Origin of the sequence: Nostoc sp. (assembly GCF_036917315.1) — a bacterium.
Lineage (GTDB): Bacteria > Cyanobacteriota > Cyanobacteriia > Cyanobacteriales > Nostocaceae > Nostoc.
This window is the reverse complement of sequence record NZ_JBALDR010000050.1, coordinates 104,383-124,013: the sequence shown is the minus strand read 5'-3', so window position 1 is coordinate 124,013 and position 19,631 is coordinate 104,383. Positions and strand designations below refer to the sequence as shown.

Below are 19,631 nucleotides of genomic sequence, written 5' to 3'. Positions count from 1 at the left end.
ATTTAATGCACTAACGCGATCGCACGTTTTGTTAACGCCTCAGCAGTCAATCCATTAAATGCCATCAACTCGCCAGCGCTGGCTATAGTTGCAATAAATTGTAGGTTGGGTTGAGGAACGAAACCCAACATTGATCTAAACTTCTCCTTTCAATATTTATGAAATAATCGAACTTTTCCATTGCACTTTGTTCCCTGCCATCTTCCACAGCCTTTGAACTTCTTTTTCTAAGCCTTGTGAACCATAATCGTCCCATGCATCTGTAAATTTAGCCATTCCTGGTGAGTGTCCAGGTGCGCCATCAAAAGTAATTTTCTTGTATTTATCAAGAGTAAAGACAACATCAAACCAATTCTTGTAAACTGGCCAAACCAAATCAGAGCATTCCAAGAAAAAAGCCTCTTCATCGTCTACGACTCTCTTCCAACCAATCTGAACTCCATAAGACCTATTTTTAGGTGAATCCAGAGTCATTCCAACAATTAGACAATCTTCTGTACAACCTGACTTTTCTATTTCATCAGCAATATCTTGTGGAAAATTATAAATGGGCTTAACTTCAACAAAAATAGGAGAATCAAACTTCAGTAAAAAGTCGGGAATCCATCCATCAAAGTCACAAGGCTCATACTCCCAACCCCATTCTACAAGATCAAAGAAAGCAGCCCATTTTGCTTCTAATCTAGAACGAAATTGAACATCATTATATTTAGTCGGTATAGGTTTAATCATAGCTTTTTAGATCAAATTACACAGGTTCTAATTTATAGAACATAAAATTTTGCTTTATCAAATAATCCCCACCCAAGTAAAAACCTAGATGGGGTATTACGTTATCTTAATGGACTAATGCGATCGCACGTTTTGTCAACGCCTCAGCTGTCAATCCATTAAACCCCATCAACTCACCAGCACTGGCTGTAGTTTCCCCACGTTTCCATGCAAAAGTATCGCGCTTGGCTGTACTCCGTAACAAAATTGGTTCCAGCATCCCCGCAGCGCCACCTGTAACGGCAATTAACGCATCGCCATCAAATAATTCGGCAAATTTCGCATCATCCAAGAAACCGCCTTCGGGTTCAGAACAAGTATCCCAAGCAGTATCGTGGCTACGGTACAATTGCCGAGGATTGATCACAGTAACTATTTTCACGCCAATACCTTCAGTTTCCAAGAAAGCAGCAGCTTCAAATACTGGCATTAATGTTAAATCGCCAATTACAGCAAACACTACTTGTTTATCACCAGCGACTTCATGCAATAGCACAGCACCATCGCGCAACCCTTGACGAGTTTGTTCTAAAGTGGTGCGAATTGGTAATGGCGTTTTACTTGCAGTAATCACAATTCCCTTATTCTTAGTTTTCAACGCCCAGTCATAACAAGCTTGAATACTATTAGCATCGGGGGGAAATAATGGGAAAACATTTCCATTTCTCATCAACGAAGCAAAGTAAGCTTCAATTTCGGGACGTTGGTGAGTCCAACCATTACGCCCTTGCTCTAATGCACCTGCTGTGAATAAAGTAATAGTCGAGGGAGTTTGACGGCGCAATTCTGCCATTGCTTGGGTAACAGTTTGCCAAATTGGTAATCCATTGATGGCAAAAGATTCGTAAGAACACCACAAAGTTCTTGCACCCATTAACGCCAAACCCGCAGCTAAACCGGCACAAGCATCTTCACTCAATGGTTCATAAACTTGTCCGTTTGGTGCTTGGAAATACAAGTCGTCGGTTGTGGGGTGGATAATCTTTAATGCTTGGTTGATATTAGCAATTCCAGATGCTTCATTACCATCGGCGTTGGTGACAAGGAAATTACGATCTTTATTTCCAACTATTCCTACCAATCGTCCCATTGCAGTTGTGGAAACTTTTGGTTCGCCACCGACTGCATATTCTTCTAAAGGTAATTCGCCTAATTCTGGTAATGGAAATTCAAATTCTGTCACCACAGTTTTGGCTGCTGGGCCACCACCGGCGCGTTCGGCATTTGTTCTGACTAATTGCCAAGCTTCTGCTGACAAAGCACGGGTTTGCAATGCACTAATAATATGCGGCGCATCCAGCGTATCTTTAGGATATAAATTGTGAGATTTTGCCCCGCGCGCGTGGACTCCTGCACCTTTGAGTTGTTTAATAATGAAGACGGTAAGTTTACCACCCAAAGCCGATCGCGCTGCTTTATCTACACCCGAAAGTACTGCTTGCGTAAATTCTAGGCGTTTCTCAAAGGAAAAGGCGGTACTATCAACGTAATCCCCTGGCTGGTTTTTATCGTCGAAATCTTTGGCATCCACTAACACCACTTCATCAAAACCGTTACCTTGCCAATATGCTTGCATCTGTTCGTTGGTTTTTAGGGAAACCATGCTGTGATGTTCTTGGCTGTAACCGTTCCACACTAACACTGGTAAAAAGTTTGTGACAGCAGGATAAGCAGTATGAAAATGTGCGATCGCACTGACAATATAAGGCTCACCCAATCCACCATCCCCAACTGTAAAGGGGAATAATTTATCTTTGTGTAATAGTGCAGCCGCCATTGCAAAGTGTTGCCCTTGTCCCAAAGGCCCCGCAGGTGCGAGAATACCGGGAATGAAACCAGAAAGATGTCCTAATAATCCGTGCTTTTCTCGAAAGCGATCGCGCAATTGTTGGACTGTAAAAATTCCCATATCCTCTAGCGAACGATCCAAGAACATAGCACTATAAAATCCGGGGGCGTGGTGTCCGACTTCCGTAATAATGTTCTTGTATCCCAGCATGACAAGAGATGCGTAAGCTTCTGCTTGGCTGGCAAATCCGCCGGGATGCCCAGAAGCCTTACTACCAGTAACTTGCAAAGTCAGGTAGCGTAAGGCATCGGCAGCAAGTAAAGTTTGATATACTGCTGTTTTATCTGTGGTCGATGCGATCGCGGTTTTTCCCGACTCAATAGCAGGTGTTGCACCATAAGTTTCAAAATCTGGTAAAGCTTCACCAAAATATTGAATTCCTTCAGAAAAATTGGGAAGCGCTGAAGATGCCTTTGCGGAGATTGCAGTCATGCTGAGTACCTTTTGACGATGAGGTGAAACTGTAGATGCTTGTTGAATTTAACCAAAATTTTACATCTTCGAGGTTGTAACAGTTTATTGCTTTTTTGCAACATTAGAATAAGTACTTTAAATGGTCACGCAACCAAGATTTCAATTAGTTGAAGTAGCAAATATTTCTTGATCCCCCCTAACCCCCCTTAAAAAAGGGGGGGAATAAGAGTCTTAAAGTCCCCCTTTTTAAGGGGGATTTAGGGGGATCTCCAAGGGTTAGATGTATACAAAAAAACTTTTCAAACATCCTCTAAGGGAAGGGGAGTAAGATTCCTCGTTCCCAGTCTCCGACTGGGAACGAGATAGAGGAGAGAAGAATTGCGATCGCTGCTTCAATATCGCAGCCCTATTTATAAATAAAATCACAAATTACCTATACCCCAATATAGATTTACTCTCCAGAATTAGCCTTTACAGTTACGAGTAAGAGGAAATTTAGGAGAATTAATAATTCATGCCTGATGAACATCGGTTAGAAGAACAATTTCTATCCCAAGAAGCTGAAAAACAAATATCCAATCAGCTAGATGAAGTAGAAGAAATAGAAATAGATGTAAAAACCGATCTGTTAAAAATCCTTCAGGGACAGTCGGATGGAGTTGCAGTTGCAGGTCAAGGATTAGTCATTAAAGAAGACATTCGCATACAGGAAATAAAACTACAAACAGATAGTATTGCCATCAATCCCTTTAGCGCTCTTTTTGGTCAAATAGAACTCAATGAGCCAGTCAATACCATTGCTAGGGTTATACTTACAGAAATAGATATTAACCGCGCTTTGACCTCAGAGTTTGTTCGTAGCCAGATGCAAAACTTTGGGTTGAATGTAGATGGTGAAATTGTCAGTTTTGAGCCAGAAGAAATTCAGGTATTTTTACCTGGTGATGGCAAAATAGAATTTAGAGGAAAGGTGCTGTTAAAGGAAATGGGAAATACTCGGTCTTTAGCTTACACTGCGATCGCTCGCCCACGCACTAATTCACAACCCGCTATGCTAGAGGGTTTTAACTGCACTGAGGGAGAGGGGATTTCCATAGAATTAATTACAGCATTCGTGCAGAAAGCTAAAGAACTGATGAACATACCATCTTTTAAATGGGAGGATATATCGTTTTCTATCAAAGATATAGAAGTACAAAAAGGTACTTTAATACTTATGTTAGAAGCTCAGGTAAAACAAATACCCTCATCATCTTTAATCTCTCCTTAGTAGGATTGACACTATTTAAAGATAATTTTTGTTACCGAAGGATGATGTCAATGTAATAAAAATTTTCTAAAATTTGGAAAGTTACTGATTATTTCTAAATTCCAACTATGCAAGAGTATGATGTTGTCCTAATCGGTGCTGGACATAATGGGCTAGTTTGTGCAGCTTATTTGCTAAAAGCTGGTTATAGCGTTCTGTTACTAGAAAAGCGTTCTGTACCAGGTGGCGCAGCAACAACTGAAGAATGTTTACCGCAAGAAGCTCCTGGATTTAAATTCAATTTGTGTGCTATTGACCATGAATTTATTCACTTAGGGCCAGTTGTTGAAGAATTAGAACTAGAAAAATACGGCTTGCATTATTTGGAGTGCGATCCAGTTGTTTTCTGTCCTCATCCTGATGGTAAGTATTTTTTAGGACATAAGTCAGTGGAAAAGACTTGTGCAGAAATCGGCCGTTACAACGAACGTGATGCCAAAAAATATGCAGAATTTGTAGACTTTTGGCAGCGAGCGCTAGGTGCAATGATTCCCATGTTTAATGCACCGCCAAAGTCAATTATAGACATCCTTGGTAACTACGACATTACCAAAATAAAAGATTTAATTTCAGTGATTGGTTCCCCTAACAAAACGCTGGATTTCATTCGCACGATGTTAACCAGCGCTGAAGATTTACTTAACGAGTGGTTTGATGAAGAATTTCTAAAAGCACCACTAGCCAGACTAGCAGCAGAACTTGGTGCGCCGCCATCACAAAAAACCCTTGCCATTGGTGCAATTATGATGGCAATGCGTCATAATCCAGGGATGGCCAGACCTCGCGGCGGAACAGGCGCACTTGTGCAAGCTTTGGTGAATTTAGTCACAAGTAAAGGTGGCGTTATTCTCACAGACCAACATGTTGAAAAAGTTTTAATTGATGATGGCAAAGCTGTAGGCGTGCGGGTTGCTGGCGGGAAAGAATATCGCGCTAAACACGGAGTTATTTCTAATATTGATGCCAAGCGGTTGTTCTTACAAATGACTGAGAAAAGCGATGTTAACGCCGCCGACCCAGATTTATGGGAAAGATTAGAACGCCGCATCGTTAACAATAATGAAACCATCCTCAAGATAGATTTGGCTTTAGATGAACCACTGCACTTCCCCCACCACGCTCACAAAGATGAATATCTCGTTGGTTCTATCTTGATTGCTGATTCTGTGGCTCATGTAGAACAGGCTCATAGTAAATGCACTTTGGGAGAAATTCCTGATGCTGACCCATCAATGTATTTAGTGATGCCTAGTTATTTAGATCCCACATTAGCACCACCAGGTAAGCACACCGTATGGATTGAGTTTTTTGCCCCTTATCAAATTGCTGGTGCAGAAGGCACTGGTTTAAAAGGTACTGGTTGGACGGATGAATTGAAAAACAAAGTTGCAGATAAGGTAGTTGATAAGTTGGCAGACTATGCACCCAATGTCAAGAATGCAACTATTGCCCGTCGGGTAGAAAGTCCAGCAGAACTAGGAGAAAGATTAGGCGCGTACAAAGGGAATTATTATCATGTTGACATGACTTTAGATCAGATGATATTTTTCCGTCCCTTGCCAGAAATAGCCAACTACAAAACGCCAATTGATAATCTATTTTTGACTGGTGCAGGGACTCATCCAGGTGGTTCAATTTCGGGAATGCCGGGACGCAATTGTGCGCGGGCATTTTTGCAGGCAAAACATCCCATTAGCCAAACTTTGAAGGATGCGCGGGATTCGATTAAGTCAACTGTCGAGTCAGTGTTTGGCATCAATTAAGCCTCTAAAACCCTCATGTAGAGACGCGATTTATCGCGTCTTTCTTTATTTATCGCGTCTTTATTTATCAGGCAATCACGAAAATATTCCTATTAGTCATGGCTAGATCGATTCCTAGTTGAGCAACTTGGATTTGACCGGATGAGCCTGTACCATCAGCATCAAAAAATAAACCCCCTGTATTATTGTTGTAGATAAAGCGATCGCTGCTATTTTGTGCTACTGAACCGATAAAAAATTGTGTGGCTTGAAGTATACCTTCACTAAGCCCACCTCCAAACCCTATTTTAGAAACATAAATTGTGTCATCTAAGGACGAAAAATCTGTAATGTTATCAATTCCTTCAGAAGGGGTATTAATAATAAAAATATCAGATCCAGTTCCTCCTGTTAGGGTATCATTACCTAAACCTCCAACGAAAGTATCGTTACCACTTCCCCCAATAAGGATATCATTGCTATTTTCACCATTTAGCTGGTTATTACCAGGATTACCAGTTTCATTAATATTGGCTGTACCTGTGGTGAGATTTTCTTCACGGCCCGATAAGGGAGAGCTAATAGTTGATGAAATGGTCAGAGGTAATATCGCACTATTGGCAACAGTGAGTAAAGTTCTAAATACCTTTTGGTTGCTGGTTAGACTTTCATCAAACTCTTGGATGGAATTAGTTGGATCTAGAAATGAAATAACATAGTAATTTCCAATTGGGATATTAGGAAACGCACCGTTCCAAGTCGCTGTTCCCGAATTGAATGGATTAATCGAAGAAATAGTTGTATTACCAATTAAGTAATGAGAACCAATACTATTAGTGATATTGGTATCAGTAGAAGCGTAAAATGAAACCGAGAAAGTGCCTGTCGCGGCTGTACCATTGTTGCGAGGATAGACTGTGATGCTGAAATTTTCCCCATATTGGATATTGTTATTACTAAAACTTCCAAGGGTTGTGTTAAACCACACATCAGAGTCTACTAAATCAGCTTTATCAGTAGGTTGGCGTGTAGCTGTGTCTTCATCGATCCAGTTTTTAATCTCGTTATATCGAGTACTTGTAATTCGGGCGAACTCGTTGTAAAGCGGAGTGTTGTTGGTGGTTGTCTCATTTGAAGCTACTCCATAAATAGTCGGTTTATTTGTATTGGAATTATTAACCCAGAGAGGGCCTCCACTATTTCCAGGTAAGATATCTAGCTCATTACTACGCAAGATCGAGTCAGTTGTACTTGTGATTTTTCCACTCTGAGTCCACATATCATAGTTATCAAATTTCCCATCGCTATTGGAATCAAACTTATCAGAAGGATATCCAGTGACATTCATTAAAGTTCCACTGCTGAGATTATCGTCATATCCATAGTTAAACCAGCCAGTGAAGTTTCCAATATTGCGGTCAAGAGTAACCAATCCTATATCGTATTGAAAAGTTTCGCTTTTAGTTTGATCTCCTTGAGTCCATCCTTCAAAAGAACGCGTATAAACAGATTTTGCTTCACTATAGTATTCATAGTCAGCGCGGTTTGTACCAGCAATGATATTTCCTTTAGAACCAAGCATCACCTCAATTTTATCTGCCCAACCCCCATATCTCGTGTCATACACAGAGTGCCCTGCTGTTAAAAAATGGTAGGGAGAAATCATAGTACCAGAGCCGTTGAGGATAATATCATCGGCAGTATCAATAACCCCATCTGGGCCTTTCCAATGTATTCTCATCTTTCCTATAGCACTAAACGGAAAAGTTGTCGTATCGCTAACTTTTGTCCGACCATCAGGGGAGAAAATAGACATAGTTTTAGATCCTTAATAGAAAATGATAAATACAAAATATCCAAATTTAATGCCAGAAATTATCTCTTGGCATTAGTAATTCACTAGTAATTTCTATGAATAATACTTCCTATTACTCAGTTTTTAAGTAATACCAAACCTATAAACTGCCATATATTTAGTAGAAATTATGTCTGCGATTTATCAATAACGTAGAGTTAATTATCTACTTTATTTTGAATACAAAATAAAACTAATTCATAGAAATAAAGATTGGAAAAACTAGCTATTATGATATTCCTTCTGCCCTCACACCTGCAATACTGGCTGATTTATAGCGCCGACATTGGCGGATTGAAGAAGGTTTTGATCGGGGTGAATTACTACACGAGTACGATATTTACGACGAGTCCCAGCTATGCAATATATATAGCAACACAAATAATTGTTTTTTGAGTAAAGTAGGTTCTAAGCGATTGCTTTATGTGTATTTATTATGATAATATTATACACTCTTGATTTTGATAAAGTTTTATGCATTGTCAACAAGACTCTTTAGGAAAATAAATATAAGTAAATTAATGGGTAAAAAGTAGTGTATTTTGATAATACTCAAAAAACTAACAAATTTTAGCATCATCTAATAATTTTTGTAGGTACAGCATGGTTTTTCGGAACTGCTTCGTTGCATCTGGCTTGATAGCTTTCTTGGCATTTGGCTGTAGTGGTGGGGCAAACTCATCGGCAGAAAATACTACACAGGTTGTCCAAGAAAGCAATGTAACCCAACTTTTTATAGAAGCGAAGGCTACGCAAAAAGCAGACGATTACTTTCATCAAGGTAATAATTTATTAGATAGACAAAATTATGAAGATGCCATAAAAGCTTACGATCAAGCGATCGCCATCAAAGTTGAGAGTCCTGAAGCTTGGATTAACCGTGGCATAGCCTTAACATCGTTGCAACGCTACCAAGACGCTCTTGCATCTTACGATCGAGCGATCGCAATCAAACCCGACAAATATGAAGCTTGGTATAATCGTGGCATCGCCTTAACATCGTTGCAACGCTACAAAGACGCTTTTGTATCCTATGATAGAGCGATCGCGATCAAACCCGACAAATATGAAGCCTTAATTAACCGAGGCATAGCTCTGACAAAGCTACACCGCTACAAGGATGCGATCGCGTCTTATAATAGAGCGATCGCCATCAAGCCGGATTTGCACCAAGCATATTACAATAAAGCTTGCTCTTATGCTTTACAAAGCAATCTAGAATTAGCAATTGAGAACCTAGACAAAGCAATCAAGCTTGTTCCTGATAAATACAAGAAATTAGCAAAAACTGACCCAGACTTTAGCAAAGTGCGTAGTGAAAAGCAGTTTCAGAAATTACTGCAATAGTATTTTATTACCACTACTCAGTGTAGAATATAAGCCTAACAAGATTTTTTCGTGATGCTAGCGGTTTCAGATTAGACATGAAAAAATTGTTAATCACCGGAGCAAGTGGTTTTTTAGGATGGCATCTTTGCCAGCTTGCAAAAGAAGAATGGGAGATTTATGGCACTTATTTATCCCATCCCTTAGAAATTCCTGACATGAAAATGTTAAAAGCGAACTTAACAAATTTTCAGGAATTGAAACGCATATTTAATGATGTTCAACCGACGGCAGTTATTCATACTGCTGCACATTCGCAACCAAATTTTTGTCAAACCAACCCCAAAGAATCCCACGCAATTAACGTCATCGCATCCTGTAATATTGCCGGACTTTGCGCGGATAATTCTATTTCTTGTGCTTTTACCTCAACCGACTTAGTTTTTGATGGCTTAAATGCCCCATATCAAGAAACAGATGCCGTGTGCCCTGTCAATCTTTACGGCGAGCAAAAGGCGATCGCAGAAGCAGATATGCTAGAAAGGTATCCCATGACCGCAGTGTGTCGGATGCCGTTGATGTTTGGTGCAGCAACACCCACAGCTAAAAGCTTTATTCAGCCATTTATTCAGACTTTACAAGCCGAAGAAGAACTAAGTTTATTTATAGATGAATTTCGCACACCAGTAAGTGGAACAACTGCTGCCAAAGGACTTTTACTAGCATTAGAAAAAGTTAACGGCATCATTCACTTAGGTGGCAAAGAGCGGATTTCACGTTATGATTTTGGACAGATATTAGTGGAAGTATTTCAACTTCCTAGCACTGGTCTGAAATCCTGCCGACAACAAGATGTGAAAATGGCAGCGCCTAGACCGGCAGATGTTTCTTTGGATAGTTCCAAAGCTTTTGCATTGGGTTATCAGCCTTTATCTGTAAGGGAAGAATTGGAAATGCTATAGTTGCTGGCACTTAAACAATGGGATTTAGACAAAAATTCAGCCCATCAGCAAGTAGAACAATTTCTAGACTATTTGGTGGACAATCGCTTGCTCTTTATTCCGCAGATTCAATAAGAATTACTTCTTCTCTAGGGATATATCTACCGCCATAGGCAAGACGCACTCTTCCATCTTGGGCAATATCATTGATTTCCTCTCCTTTGGGATTCCACCAATTAGGTGCATCAATCCAGGTGCATCTGTCACCTATTTTAAGTCTTTGTATTCGACTTGCAGTTTCCTGGCTCCAATCTTTTATTGGGTTGAGTATATTATAAGGAATTATTTCTGTGTTAATTCTCTTTATCCAAGGGGTATTAGCTTCTTCTTTTTCTAATTCGGTGTTTTTGCATGAGCTTGTCGTAGATATAAAATCTGCTTCTGAGATAAATAAGTTTTTAAAGTCTATCCACTCATAACGCTCTACACTTTGCCATAGCAAGACAACTTTTGCTTTATGGGTATTAATATCAAACTCTATTGCAGCCCCTATATGTCCCTGATGTGTTTGACACAATAGCTTGAGTTTCTGAAGCAACTCTAAATCTAATTTTACTAAAGGTGTTTCATATCTCTTTGTATTATCGTCATCACCATCAAATCGTTCGACTGTATCGCTCACATGTGAAATAGAAGGGTTGCCAGAAAAACCCATATCAAATATTATCGGGTCTTTGAGTAGTTTCTCATGTTCAAGTATTGCTTGATATATAACTTCGGCTGTTGTGTCTGTAGTTACATTACTGATTTCGTTATGTCTGCCTATAAGCTTATGCTGATTAAATTGAATGTCTCCATATATATCTTTTTCCTCTATATAGATGAATCCGGTTCTAGTATCTTCCAAATATGTGATTTCATGATGAGTTGCAACTTTTTGAATATCCTGAGCCATTCCATAAGCTTCCAGACATGAAGCTAACAGTACTGCCTGAGTTGCACCCAGACCACCAACACCTTTACCCCATTCATCATTAGATCCTCTTCTGCTGATTTCTCCAATTGCATAAATTGTTGCTCCTACATAGTTGCTTTTATCTTTTTCTACCCTTGTTGTAATAGAAGTAAAACTTGTAGGAGAAGTCTGTATTTCGTAATTTAGAAAACCTGCTCCCTTTTTATTAACAAGTGCAATATCAGTTCTTCTGCCTGGGTATTGGTATTCTTGAATTGACTCAAAACTTTCTTGTTTAAAGTAAGTTTGAGTAGTTGCATTAAGTATATTTTCTGCTCGACTTTTTGCATATTTATGTACTGCACTTTCGCTTCTAGTACTGAAAAATTTATTGCTGATACAATCTATTTCTGTTTCTTGTGCTTCTTCTATATTGACGTTATGAGAAAAATGTCCACAGACCCAGAACGATGTTTCCTTGCGTGTTTTATGGTGCGCTTTTTTATAGAAAAGTGGGCGATCGCAGAATATACATGTGAAAATTTCATCCTTATCGTAGAGGCTCAATTGAGCATCAACAAAAATACGGTTCTTATTTAATGCGTATCGAACCATATATACTAAATTCCATAGCTAAGTAAAAAAACCTCAATATTTATAAAATATTATACTAATTTTTTGTAAACTTACGCTGGATAATTACTTAAATTATCTCTTCCTTTGTAGTTCGTTTAATAAAAATTACCTGCATCTTCATGAAAAATTAGTATTAATAAAGAAATCTTTTATCTTGTGTCTTGGGACGAAACAAAATCCATACCATTATTCCGAGACTCCAAATAGTAGCCGCCTTTCTGTTTACAGAAAGGCGGTTAGCGCTGAGGTACTACGAATAAGCATCCATTGGCAGACAAGAACAAACAAAATTCCTGTCGCCAAAGGCTGCATCAATGCGACCGACAGCCGGCCAGAATTTATATTCACGAGTCCAAGGCGCAGGATAGGCAGCTTGTTCGCGAGAATAAGGATGATTCCATTCTCCGGTGATGAGACTTTCGGCAGTGTGGGGTGCGTTCTTCAAAACATTATCTTGGATATCCACCTTGCCAACTTCTATTTGGGCAATTTCTTGGCGAATAGAAATCAACGCATCACAGAAACGATCTAACTCTTGCTTAGATTCACTTTCTGTAGGTTCCACCATGATTGTACCCCCTACAGGCCACGAGACAGTCGGTGCATGGAAACCGTAATCTATGAGACGCTTGGCGACATCATCAATTTCGATCGCAGCAGATTTTTTGAGCGATCGCAAATCTAAAATACATTCATGGGCAACTAGACCATTTTTCCCCTGATACAAAACCGGATAGTATGATTCCAGTTTCTTGGCAATGTAGTTAGCGTTGAGAATCGCCACCTTCGTTGCTTGTGTTAAACCATCTGCACCCATCATGGCGATGTACATCCAAGAAATCACCAAGATACTCGCACTACCCCAAGGCGCAGCCGCCACAGCACCAATATGTGAGTGCTGAGTTGAGTCGTTGATAGTAACAACAGGATGTCCGGGTAGAAAAGGCACAAGATGAGATGCAACGCCAATGGGTCCCATACCAGGGCCACCGCCACCATGAGGAATACAGAAGGTTTTGTGCAGATTCAAGTGACAGACATCCGCGCCAATATCCCCAGGACGGCAAATTCCCACTTGGGCATTCATATTTGCCCCATCCATGTAAACTTGTCCGCCATGACTATGGACAACAGCGCAGATTTCCTGAATTGGCTCCTCAAAAACACCGTGAGTTGAAGGATATGTCACCATCAAGGCGGCTAATTCATTACTGTGTTTTTCTGCCTTAGCCTTCAGGTCATCAACATCAATATTACCTTGTGAGTCACAGGCAACAGCCACCACCTTCATCCCGCACATTACCGCACTCGCTGGGTTTGTCCCGTGTGCCGAAGTGGGAATCAAACAAACATTCCGGTGTGCTTCGCCCCGATTTTCGTGATACTGACGAATTACCAAAAGTCCGGCATATTCGCCCTGAGAACCAGCATTTGGTTGTAGAGAAATTCCCTCAAAACCAGTAATTTCAGCTAACCATGCCTCAAGTTGCTGGAATAGGATTTGATAACCTTGCGTTTGCGATGCAGGAGCAAATGGATGAATCTTGCCAAATTCCTCCCAACTTACCGGAATCATCTCAGCAGTTGCATTCAACTTCATTGTGCAAGAACCCAAAGGAATCATCGATGTCGTTAGCGACAAGTCCTTGCTTTCCAGCTTGTGCAGATAGCGCAATAATTCAGTTTCTGAGTGATAGCGGTTAAATACAGGATGGGTAAGATAGTTACTGGTGCGGGCAAAAGTTGAGTTTTGTAGAGATGATTTGCGCCGTGCTGCAATTAAGTCTCCAATTTCTTTAAAACCGAACAATAGACTATCAGGTGCTGCAAAAATCTCGAAAAGCTCTATTAAATCATCTGCTGTAGTTGTTTCATCTACAGAGATACCAACGGCAGTGTCATCAAAAATCCGCAGGTTAATATTCCGTGCTTGACAAGCTTCGAGAATTACCTCCAGGCTGCGTGTTCCCAATTCTACCCGCAGTGTATCAAAGAAATATTCAGAACTAATTTTGTAACCCAGATGCTTTAGTCCTGCTGCCAACATTAAAGTTAGCTGGTGGATATTCTCCGCAATTTGCTTCAGTCCATCTGGCCCATGATAGACAGCGTACATACTCGCCATTACCGCCAGCAGCACCTGTGCAGTACAGATATTACTAGTAGCTTTTTCGCGGCGGATGTGCTGTTCGCGGGTTTGCAAGGCGAGACGTAATGCAGGTTTACCTTGGGCATCTTTTGATACTCCCACAATTCGCCCTGGAACCAGCCGTTTATACTCTTCCTTCGTAGCAAAGTATGCTGCATGAGGCCCCCCAAACCCCAAAGGAATACCAAACCGCTGAGTGCTTCCGACAGCAATATCAGCGCCAAATTCCCCAGGAGGAGTCAGTAAAGTTAAACTTAGAGGATCTGCTGCTACCGTCACCAATGCACCCTTAGCATGGGCTTTTTCGATAAAAGCGCGGTAGTCGTAAATAGTGCCATCACTTGCAGGGTATTGCAGAACAGCCCCAAAAATTGGTCGATCGAAATCAAATGTTTGATGATCGCCGACAATAATTTTAATCCCCAATGGTTTAGCGCGTGTTTGCAACACGTCGATGGTTTGGGGATGGCAATCACGAGAGACAAAATAAGCATCTGCCTGATTTTTGGAGACACCGTAGCTTAGGCTCATCGCTTCTGCTGCTGCTGTGGCTTCATCAAGTAAGGAAGCATTGGCAATTTCTAAACCTGTGAGGTCGATAATCAGGGTTTGAAAATTCAGCAGCGCTTCTAGTCGCCCTTGGGCAATTTCTGGCTGATAAGGAGTGTAAGCAGTATACCAACCAGGGTTTTCTAAGATATTACGCCCAATCACAGGTGGGGTAATACTGTCGTAATAGCCCATACCAATGTATGAGCGAAAAACCTGATTTTTGGCAGCAACTTTTTTTAAAGATGCCAGTGCTGCATACTCACTTTCTGCTGCTGGTAACTTTAGCGGTTGCTTCAACCTAATTGTCTGTGGAACTGTTTGGTCGATTAGGGCATCCAGGCTGGGAAACCCCAAAACCTTAAGCATTTGTTGAATATCATCGGAGTTAGGGCCAATGTGTCTTGGCACAAAACTACTTAACTTTTGATTTTTTTCGTCCAGCACTTGCTGCTCATGAGACTTGAGAATAGGGGCGTTCAATACCACAAATTACTCTCCAGATGGTACTATTTCATATTTTGCAATAAATACTCTTAAACTGGGGGCTGGGGACTGGGGATTCGGAAGATATTGGATAGGTGAATAAGAGTAATTGTTAATTACCTCCTCCACTCACCTACTCCCTTACTCTTCCACTCAGCACTCAGCACTCCTACCTGGATTTCTCACAAGAGAGAAATCCAAAGGGTGTGGGAGGTGTGGGAGGATGGAGAAGAAGTCTTACCCCCCATACTCCCCATACTCCCCACACTCCCCACACTCCTCTTCCCCTGAAGCCTACACTATGCGTGAGAAATCCGGGTCCTACTCCCCTTCTACTTGGGCGCGATACTCATCAGCTGTCAAGGCATCTTCAACTTCGCCAGGGTCATTGACGCGCACTTTCAAAAACCACCCTTCCCCGTAAGGGTCTTCTGACACTTCTTCGGGAGAACTAATTAAGGCTTCATTCCGTTCTATAACGGTGCCTGTTACTGGTGAATTCAGTTCCTCAACGGCTTTCACTGATTCAATTGTGCCAAAGTTTTCTCCCCTGGTAAGAGCGTCGCCAATTTCTGGTAGTTCCAAAAAGACGATATCACCCAATTCATGTACGGCAAACTCAGTAATGCCAATGGTGGCAATTTCACCATCTATTCGCACGTATTCATGAGAATCCAGGTATCTGAAATCTTGAGGATATTCAAAAGACATATCACTTCCTCTCCCTTATTAAAAAAATTATTGCCCCAATAGTCATGCAAGCCATATCCGGTAATGAACCTGACTGTAGATTGAATAACTCACAACACATTATTCCTCAAAAACCTCAGCGCTTATCAGTTGGCAACACGATTTTTTGACCGATAAAAGGGACGTTTAACTACAACTGCTGGATAAGCTTTGCCGCGAATTTCGACTTCTAGCTGCTGACCGACAGTTGCTAGCTGGGTGGGAACGTAGCCTAATGCAACGGGATAACCAAGTGTAGGTGACAGGGTGCCACTAGTAACTTCTCCCACAACTTTACCTGTGGATAACACTTGATAGCCATGACGGGCAATGTTGCGTCCTTGGGTTTGCAAACCAACCAATCGGCGATGCACTCCCTTGGATTTTTGCTCTGCTAAAACTTCCCGACCAATAAAATCGCCTTTAGTATCTAAGTGAACTAGCCACCCTAAACCTGCTTCTAAGGGTGTGGTGGTGTCATCGATATCTTGTCCGTAAAGTGCCATCGCTGCTTCTAGGCGCAGAGTGTCTCTCGCACCAAGTCCACAGGGGATAACACCACTTTTATGGAGACTTCGCCACAATTCTACTCCCACATCTGGGTCTACCATCACCTCAAAGCCATCTTCTCCGGTGTAACCTGTGCGAGCTAGGAATGCAGGTTTACCTAGTAGAGTTGCTTCTAAATGTCCAAAGGCTTTGATTGGTTGTAAGTCTTCTTGAACTAATGGCTGGAGATACTTAATCGCTTTTGGCCCTTGCACGGCAATTAAGACTTTATCTGGTGAAAGGTCTTGGAATTGTAATTTATCCAGGTCAAGATGTTGCAATAGCCATGCTTTATCTTTAGCAGAAGTTGCCGCATTGACTATGATGAATGCCTTTTGTGTACCACTGGTGTCTTCACCTTGATAATAAACAATGATGTCGTCAATAATTCCCGCTTGAGGATTTAACAATACGGTGTATTGTGCTTGACCAGCTTGCAAACGACTCAAGTCGGAAGGTACTAGCGGCTGGAGTTGGGAAATCAGGTTTTTACCTTGGAGGGTAAATTTGCCCATATGGGAAATATCGAACATTCCGGCTGTATTTCTTACAGCCTCGTGTTCGCGGCTAATTCCACTAAATTGCACGGGCATTTCCCAGCCGCCAAAGCTGGTAAGGCGTGCCTTGAGTTCTACACCCAGTTGATATAAAGGGGTTCGCGCCAGAGATTGGGCGTTGTCTTCTTGATTAGCCACAGGTAATTATTGCGATCGCACCTCAACATCTATCATCCTACGAGATGCTTTCTAGTTTTACAGTCTTTATGTATTGAATTGGTTATGGTTATGGGGCATAGGGCATAGGGGCAGAGAGGCAGAGAGGCAGAGGGGCAGAGGAGAAAAACTTACTACTACTAATTCTCCTCTGCTCCCCTGCTCCCCTGCTCCCCTGCTCCCTTATCCCCTTCTGTAAGGTTTAATAGTTAATGGTGGCAATGTTGAGATTTATTAAGAAGAGATTATGAAATATTGGCAACTGTTAGCTAGCTTTGTCTTAGCTATGGTTCTTTTTTTGTTTCCCCTATCGGCGCAAGCTGCAAGTTCTTCTAGTATTACCCGTTCTGTGGGTAATGATGAACTCAAGGGCAAGGATTACTCTGGTCAAAGTTTAATTGGTAGTGAGTTTACCAATCTCAAATTAGAGAATGCTAATTTTAGCAATGCTGACTTACGTGGTGGCGTATTTAACGGTAGCGTATTGGAGGGAGTAAATCTGCATGGTGCTGATTTTAGTGAAGGTATAGCCTATCTAAGCAGGTTTAAGGATGCTGACTTAAGTGATGCGGTGTTGACTGATGCAATGATGCTGCGTTCTACTTTTGATGGTGTGGATATAACAGGTACTGATTTTACGAATGCAATTTTAGATGGAATACAAGTGAAAAAGCTTTGTGTTAAAGCAAGTGGTGTGAATTCTAAAACTGGTGTGGATACTCGCAAGTCTTTAGGATGTAAGTAAATCCTAACCCCTCTTCGCTAACGAAGAGGGATATATTTTTTAACGAATTACGAATTACGCGCAGCGATCGCTAGTGATATGCTTCTCTTAAAAAGCTGGCATAATTTGCCCGAACCGTCATAGTTGTCGGATGACTTATACCTAAAGTCCGTTCGCAAATTTTTAAAGCTTTCTCAAATAAAGGTTTGGCTTTCCTGTAGCGTCTTGTATGACGGTAGAGTGCTGCTAGATTGTTTAGACTAATAGCGACATCGGGATGGTTATTTCCCAGCAGACGTTTACTCAGTTCTAAAGCTTGCTCATACAAAGGTTCGGCTTGCTTGTAACTTCCTGTAGATTCGTAAAGTTGTGCTAAATTATTCAGGCTGGTGGCAACATCGGTATGGTTATCTCCCAGCAGGCGTTTTCTCAGTTTTAATGCTTGCTTGAACAAGGGTTCGGCTTCACTGTAGCGTTTTGTATAACAGTACAATGCTCCTAAATTGTTCAGACTCGTGGCAACATGGGGATGTTCTTCTCCTACTAGGCGTTTCCACAGTTCTAAAGCTTGCTGATACAAAGGTTCGGCTTCGCTATAGCGTCCTGTATATTCGTAGATTAATGCCAAATAGCTCAGGCTAGTGGCGACATCGTTATGTTCTTCTCCTAGCAGGCGTTTTCTCAGTGCTAAAGCTTTCTCAAGCAATGGTTCGGCTTCCCTGTAGCGTCCTGTAGTTTCGTAGAGTGCTGCTAAATTGTTCAGACTAGTGGCGACATGGATATGTTCTGAACCAAGACGATTTTGAGTTAGTTCTATACACCGTTGCAACCAAGGTTCTGCTTGCTGATAAAGTCCTTGACCTTGATAAAACCAGGCTAATTTGGTAAACAGAGTGATTAGATTGTCATCGCCTAGATATTCGGATAGGTGAGTTGCAACTTCTGTAATATGCGGGATATGTGGAGTGAGGTTGAGAACATCTTCAGAGTTAAGCTGTTGTGGAATTAGCTTTGCTACCTCTAACATCATGGTTGCAAATTTAGTTTTTGCTTCATCCGCCTCACTTGATTTATCCAACTTCATTCGGAAAAGTTGCCGAATCTGTGGATTTAGAAAATAAATGCCTTTATTTTTCTGTTGTAGCAAATGCAATTCCAGTAAATCGGCTATGGCTTTCTCGTTGAGTTCTTGTTTTTTGTCATCTTCTATTGTCTCAACAGATAGGGGAATGTCAGCTAAAGCACACAAACTTAGCAAACAGCCAAAGCTTTGGGCATTTTCATCCAACTGTTCCCAACTCAATTCAAAAGCTTCAAATATACCGTATTCATCAGGCATCAATGAGTTAGCATTGACTACTGGTTCATGTTCCACTCGTTTCTTCTCTAGCCGCTTCAGCAGTGTTTCCAGAGACAAATCTGGCATTTTATCCAAATATCGTCCCACTAACTCTAACGCTAAAGGTAAATATCCCAAAAATTTACAAATTCTTCTCGCAACCCAAGCTTCTTGTTGCAGTCTTTCTCGAACCACTAGCGATTTGAATAATTTCATCGCTGCCAATGGTTTGAGGGCATCTAATTCGCTATTATATTTTAGGCTGAGATAAGCTTGTAACTTTTCTAGTTTGTCTCGATTGTTGAAAGTCGCTAACTCAGGAGAATTCTGGGCAAACTTGTCATATACCTCACCCACCCACTTTGTGAAAGCGGCAATATCAACGTTTAATTCGCTGGCAAGTTTAGCTTTAGTTTTACTTAAGTTTTCTGTCTGAAAATATTTTGTAAAAGCTGCCGTTTGCTCTAGAGATAAGCCATTCGTAGCAGCTTCTTTGGCTAGAAAATTAGCCCATTGCATAAACAGCTTGTGAAGTTTATTTTTATTGTAGCTTTGTCCCCATTGGAAAATCTTATCTGCTTGGGGTAAAAGTACC

14 protein-coding genes are annotated in these 19,631 nt (G+C 41.1%); 5 read left to right on the top strand and 9 right to left on the bottom strand.

Features of this window, described 5'->3' with window-relative positions; all coding sequences use genetic code 11:
* Positions 1-2 precede the first annotated feature (2 nt).
* The 3 genes from V7K84_RS23920 to V7K84_RS23910 all read right to left on the bottom strand — a co-directional run bounded on the left by V7K84_RS23920 (position 3) and on the right by V7K84_RS23910 (position 3,052).
* Positions 3-131: a hypothetical protein gene (locus V7K84_RS23920; RefSeq protein WP_334841697.1), complete on the bottom strand. Its 129-nt coding sequence runs from the start codon at positions 129-131 to the stop codon at positions 3-5.
* Positions 132-156: 25 nt separating this feature from the next.
* Positions 157-732, bottom strand: coding sequence for a hypothetical protein (locus V7K84_RS23915; RefSeq protein WP_334841695.1), 576 nt, complete (start codon positions 730-732; stop codon positions 157-159).
* A 106-nt stretch (positions 733-838) separates the two neighbouring features.
* On the bottom strand, positions 839-3,052 hold the full coding sequence (locus V7K84_RS23910; RefSeq protein WP_334841694.1) for a phosphoketolase: 2,214 nt from the start codon (positions 3,050-3,052) through the stop codon (positions 839-841).
* A 496-nt stretch (positions 3,053-3,548) separates the two neighbouring features.
* Between V7K84_RS23910 and V7K84_RS23905 the strand changes: the two genes are divergently transcribed.
* Positions 3,549-4,304 carry an LmeA family phospholipid-binding protein gene (locus V7K84_RS23905; RefSeq protein WP_334841693.1) on the top strand — a complete coding sequence of 252 codons (756 nt, stop codon included), beginning with the start codon at positions 3,549-3,551 and terminating at the stop codon, positions 4,302-4,304.
* Positions 4,305-4,411: 107 nt separating this feature from the next.
* The gene (gene crtO / locus V7K84_RS23900; protein WP_334841692.1) at positions 4,412-6,106 is read left to right on the top strand and encodes a beta-carotene ketolase CrtO; all 1,695 of its coding nucleotides are present in this window, start codon (positions 4,412-4,414) and stop codon (positions 6,104-6,106) included.
* A gap of 67 nt (positions 6,107-6,173) precedes the next feature.
* Here crtO and V7K84_RS23895 read toward each other — a convergent pair whose 3' ends face one another.
* On the bottom strand, positions 6,174-7,901 hold the full coding sequence (locus V7K84_RS23895; RefSeq protein ID WP_334841691.1) for a trypsin-like serine protease: 1,728 nt from the start codon (positions 7,899-7,901) through the stop codon (positions 6,174-6,176).
* 642 nt (positions 7,902-8,543) lie between these two features.
* Here V7K84_RS23895 and V7K84_RS23890 point away from each other — a divergent pair.
* Positions 8,544-9,287, top strand: coding sequence for a tetratricopeptide repeat protein (locus tag V7K84_RS23890; protein ID WP_334841690.1), 744 nt, complete (start codon positions 8,544-8,546; stop codon positions 9,285-9,287).
* A gap of 77 nt (positions 9,288-9,364) precedes the next feature.
* Positions 9,365-10,228, top strand: a complete 864-nt coding sequence (locus tag V7K84_RS23885; protein ID WP_334841688.1) for an SDR family oxidoreductase — start codon at positions 9,365-9,367, stop codon at positions 10,226-10,228.
* 94 nt (positions 10,229-10,322) lie between these two features.
* Here the strand turns inward: V7K84_RS23885 and V7K84_RS23880 are convergent, their stop codons facing one another.
* The 4 genes from V7K84_RS23880 to gcvT all read right to left on the bottom strand — a co-directional run bounded on the left by V7K84_RS23880 (position 10,323) and on the right by gcvT (position 16,955).
* On the bottom strand, positions 10,323-11,777 hold the full coding sequence (locus tag V7K84_RS23880) for a hypothetical protein (RefSeq protein ID WP_334841686.1): 1,455 nt from the start codon (positions 11,775-11,777) through the stop codon (positions 10,323-10,325).
* Between the two features lie 271 nt (positions 11,778-12,048).
* A complete protein-coding gene (gcvP, locus tag V7K84_RS23875; RefSeq protein WP_334841685.1) occupies positions 12,049-14,985 on the bottom strand; it encodes an aminomethyl-transferring glycine dehydrogenase in 2,937 nt (978 codons plus the stop codon).
* Between the two features lie 318 nt (positions 14,986-15,303).
* Positions 15,304-15,693, bottom strand: coding sequence for a glycine cleavage system protein GcvH (gene gcvH, locus V7K84_RS23870; protein ID WP_289797706.1), 390 nt, complete (start codon positions 15,691-15,693; stop codon positions 15,304-15,306).
* A gap of 125 nt (positions 15,694-15,818) precedes the next feature.
* Positions 15,819-16,955, bottom strand: a complete 1,137-nt coding sequence (gene gcvT / locus V7K84_RS23865; RefSeq protein WP_334841683.1) for a glycine cleavage system aminomethyltransferase GcvT — start codon at positions 16,953-16,955, stop codon at positions 15,819-15,821.
* Between the two features lie 265 nt (positions 16,956-17,220).
* On the opposite strand from gcvT, the gene V7K84_RS23860 reads away from it, so the two are divergent.
* Positions 17,221-17,718, top strand: coding sequence for a pentapeptide repeat-containing protein (locus tag V7K84_RS23860; protein ID WP_334841681.1), 498 nt, complete (start codon positions 17,221-17,223; stop codon positions 17,716-17,718).
* 70 nt (positions 17,719-17,788) lie between these two features.
* Here the strand turns inward: V7K84_RS23860 and V7K84_RS23855 are convergent, their stop codons facing one another.
* Positions 17,789-19,555 (bottom strand): tetratricopeptide repeat protein, encoded by a 1,767-nt coding sequence (locus tag V7K84_RS23855; protein WP_334841679.1) that lies wholly within the window; start codon positions 19,553-19,555, stop codon positions 17,789-17,791.
* Positions 19,556-19,631: the final 76 nt, after the last annotated feature.

Excerpts from the sequence above, each read along its gene's own strand:
- V7K84_RS23895 (WP_334841691.1), bottom strand. The coding sequence starts at position 7,901 with ATGTCTATTTTCTCCCCTGATGGTCGGACAAAAGTTAGCGATACGACA.
- V7K84_RS23910 (WP_334841694.1), bottom strand. The coding sequence starts at position 3,052 with ATGACTGCAATCTCCGCAAAGGCATCTTCAGCGCTTCCCAATTTTTCT.
- V7K84_RS23915 (WP_334841695.1), bottom strand. The coding sequence starts at position 732 with ATGATTAAACCTATACCGACTAAATATAATGATGTTCAATTTCGTTCT.
- V7K84_RS23885 (WP_334841688.1), top strand. The coding sequence starts at position 9,365 with ATGAAAAAATTGTTAATCACCGGAGCAAGTGGTTTTTTAGGATGGCAT.
- V7K84_RS23855 (WP_334841679.1), bottom strand. The coding sequence starts at position 19,555 with ATGCAATGGGCTAATTTTCTAGCCAAAGAAGCTGCTACGAATGGCTTA.
- V7K84_RS23880 (WP_334841686.1), bottom strand. The coding sequence starts at position 11,777 with ATGGTTCGATACGCATTAAATAAGAACCGTATTTTTGTTGATGCTCAA.
- crtO (WP_334841692.1), top strand. The coding sequence starts at position 4,412 with ATGCAAGAGTATGATGTTGTCCTAATCGGTGCTGGACATAATGGGCTA.
- V7K84_RS23860 (WP_334841681.1), top strand. The coding sequence starts at position 17,221 with ATGAAATATTGGCAACTGTTAGCTAGCTTTGTCTTAGCTATGGTTCTT.
- V7K84_RS23890 (WP_334841690.1), top strand. The coding sequence starts at position 8,544 with ATGGTTTTTCGGAACTGCTTCGTTGCATCTGGCTTGATAGCTTTCTTG.
- V7K84_RS23920 (WP_334841697.1), bottom strand. The coding sequence starts at position 131 with ATGTTGGGTTTCGTTCCTCAACCCAACCTACAATTTATTGCAACTATA.
- gcvH (WP_289797706.1), bottom strand. The coding sequence starts at position 15,693 with ATGTCTTTTGAATATCCTCAAGATTTCAGATACCTGGATTCTCATGAA.
- V7K84_RS23905 (WP_334841693.1), top strand. The coding sequence starts at position 3,549 with ATGCCTGATGAACATCGGTTAGAAGAACAATTTCTATCCCAAGAAGCT.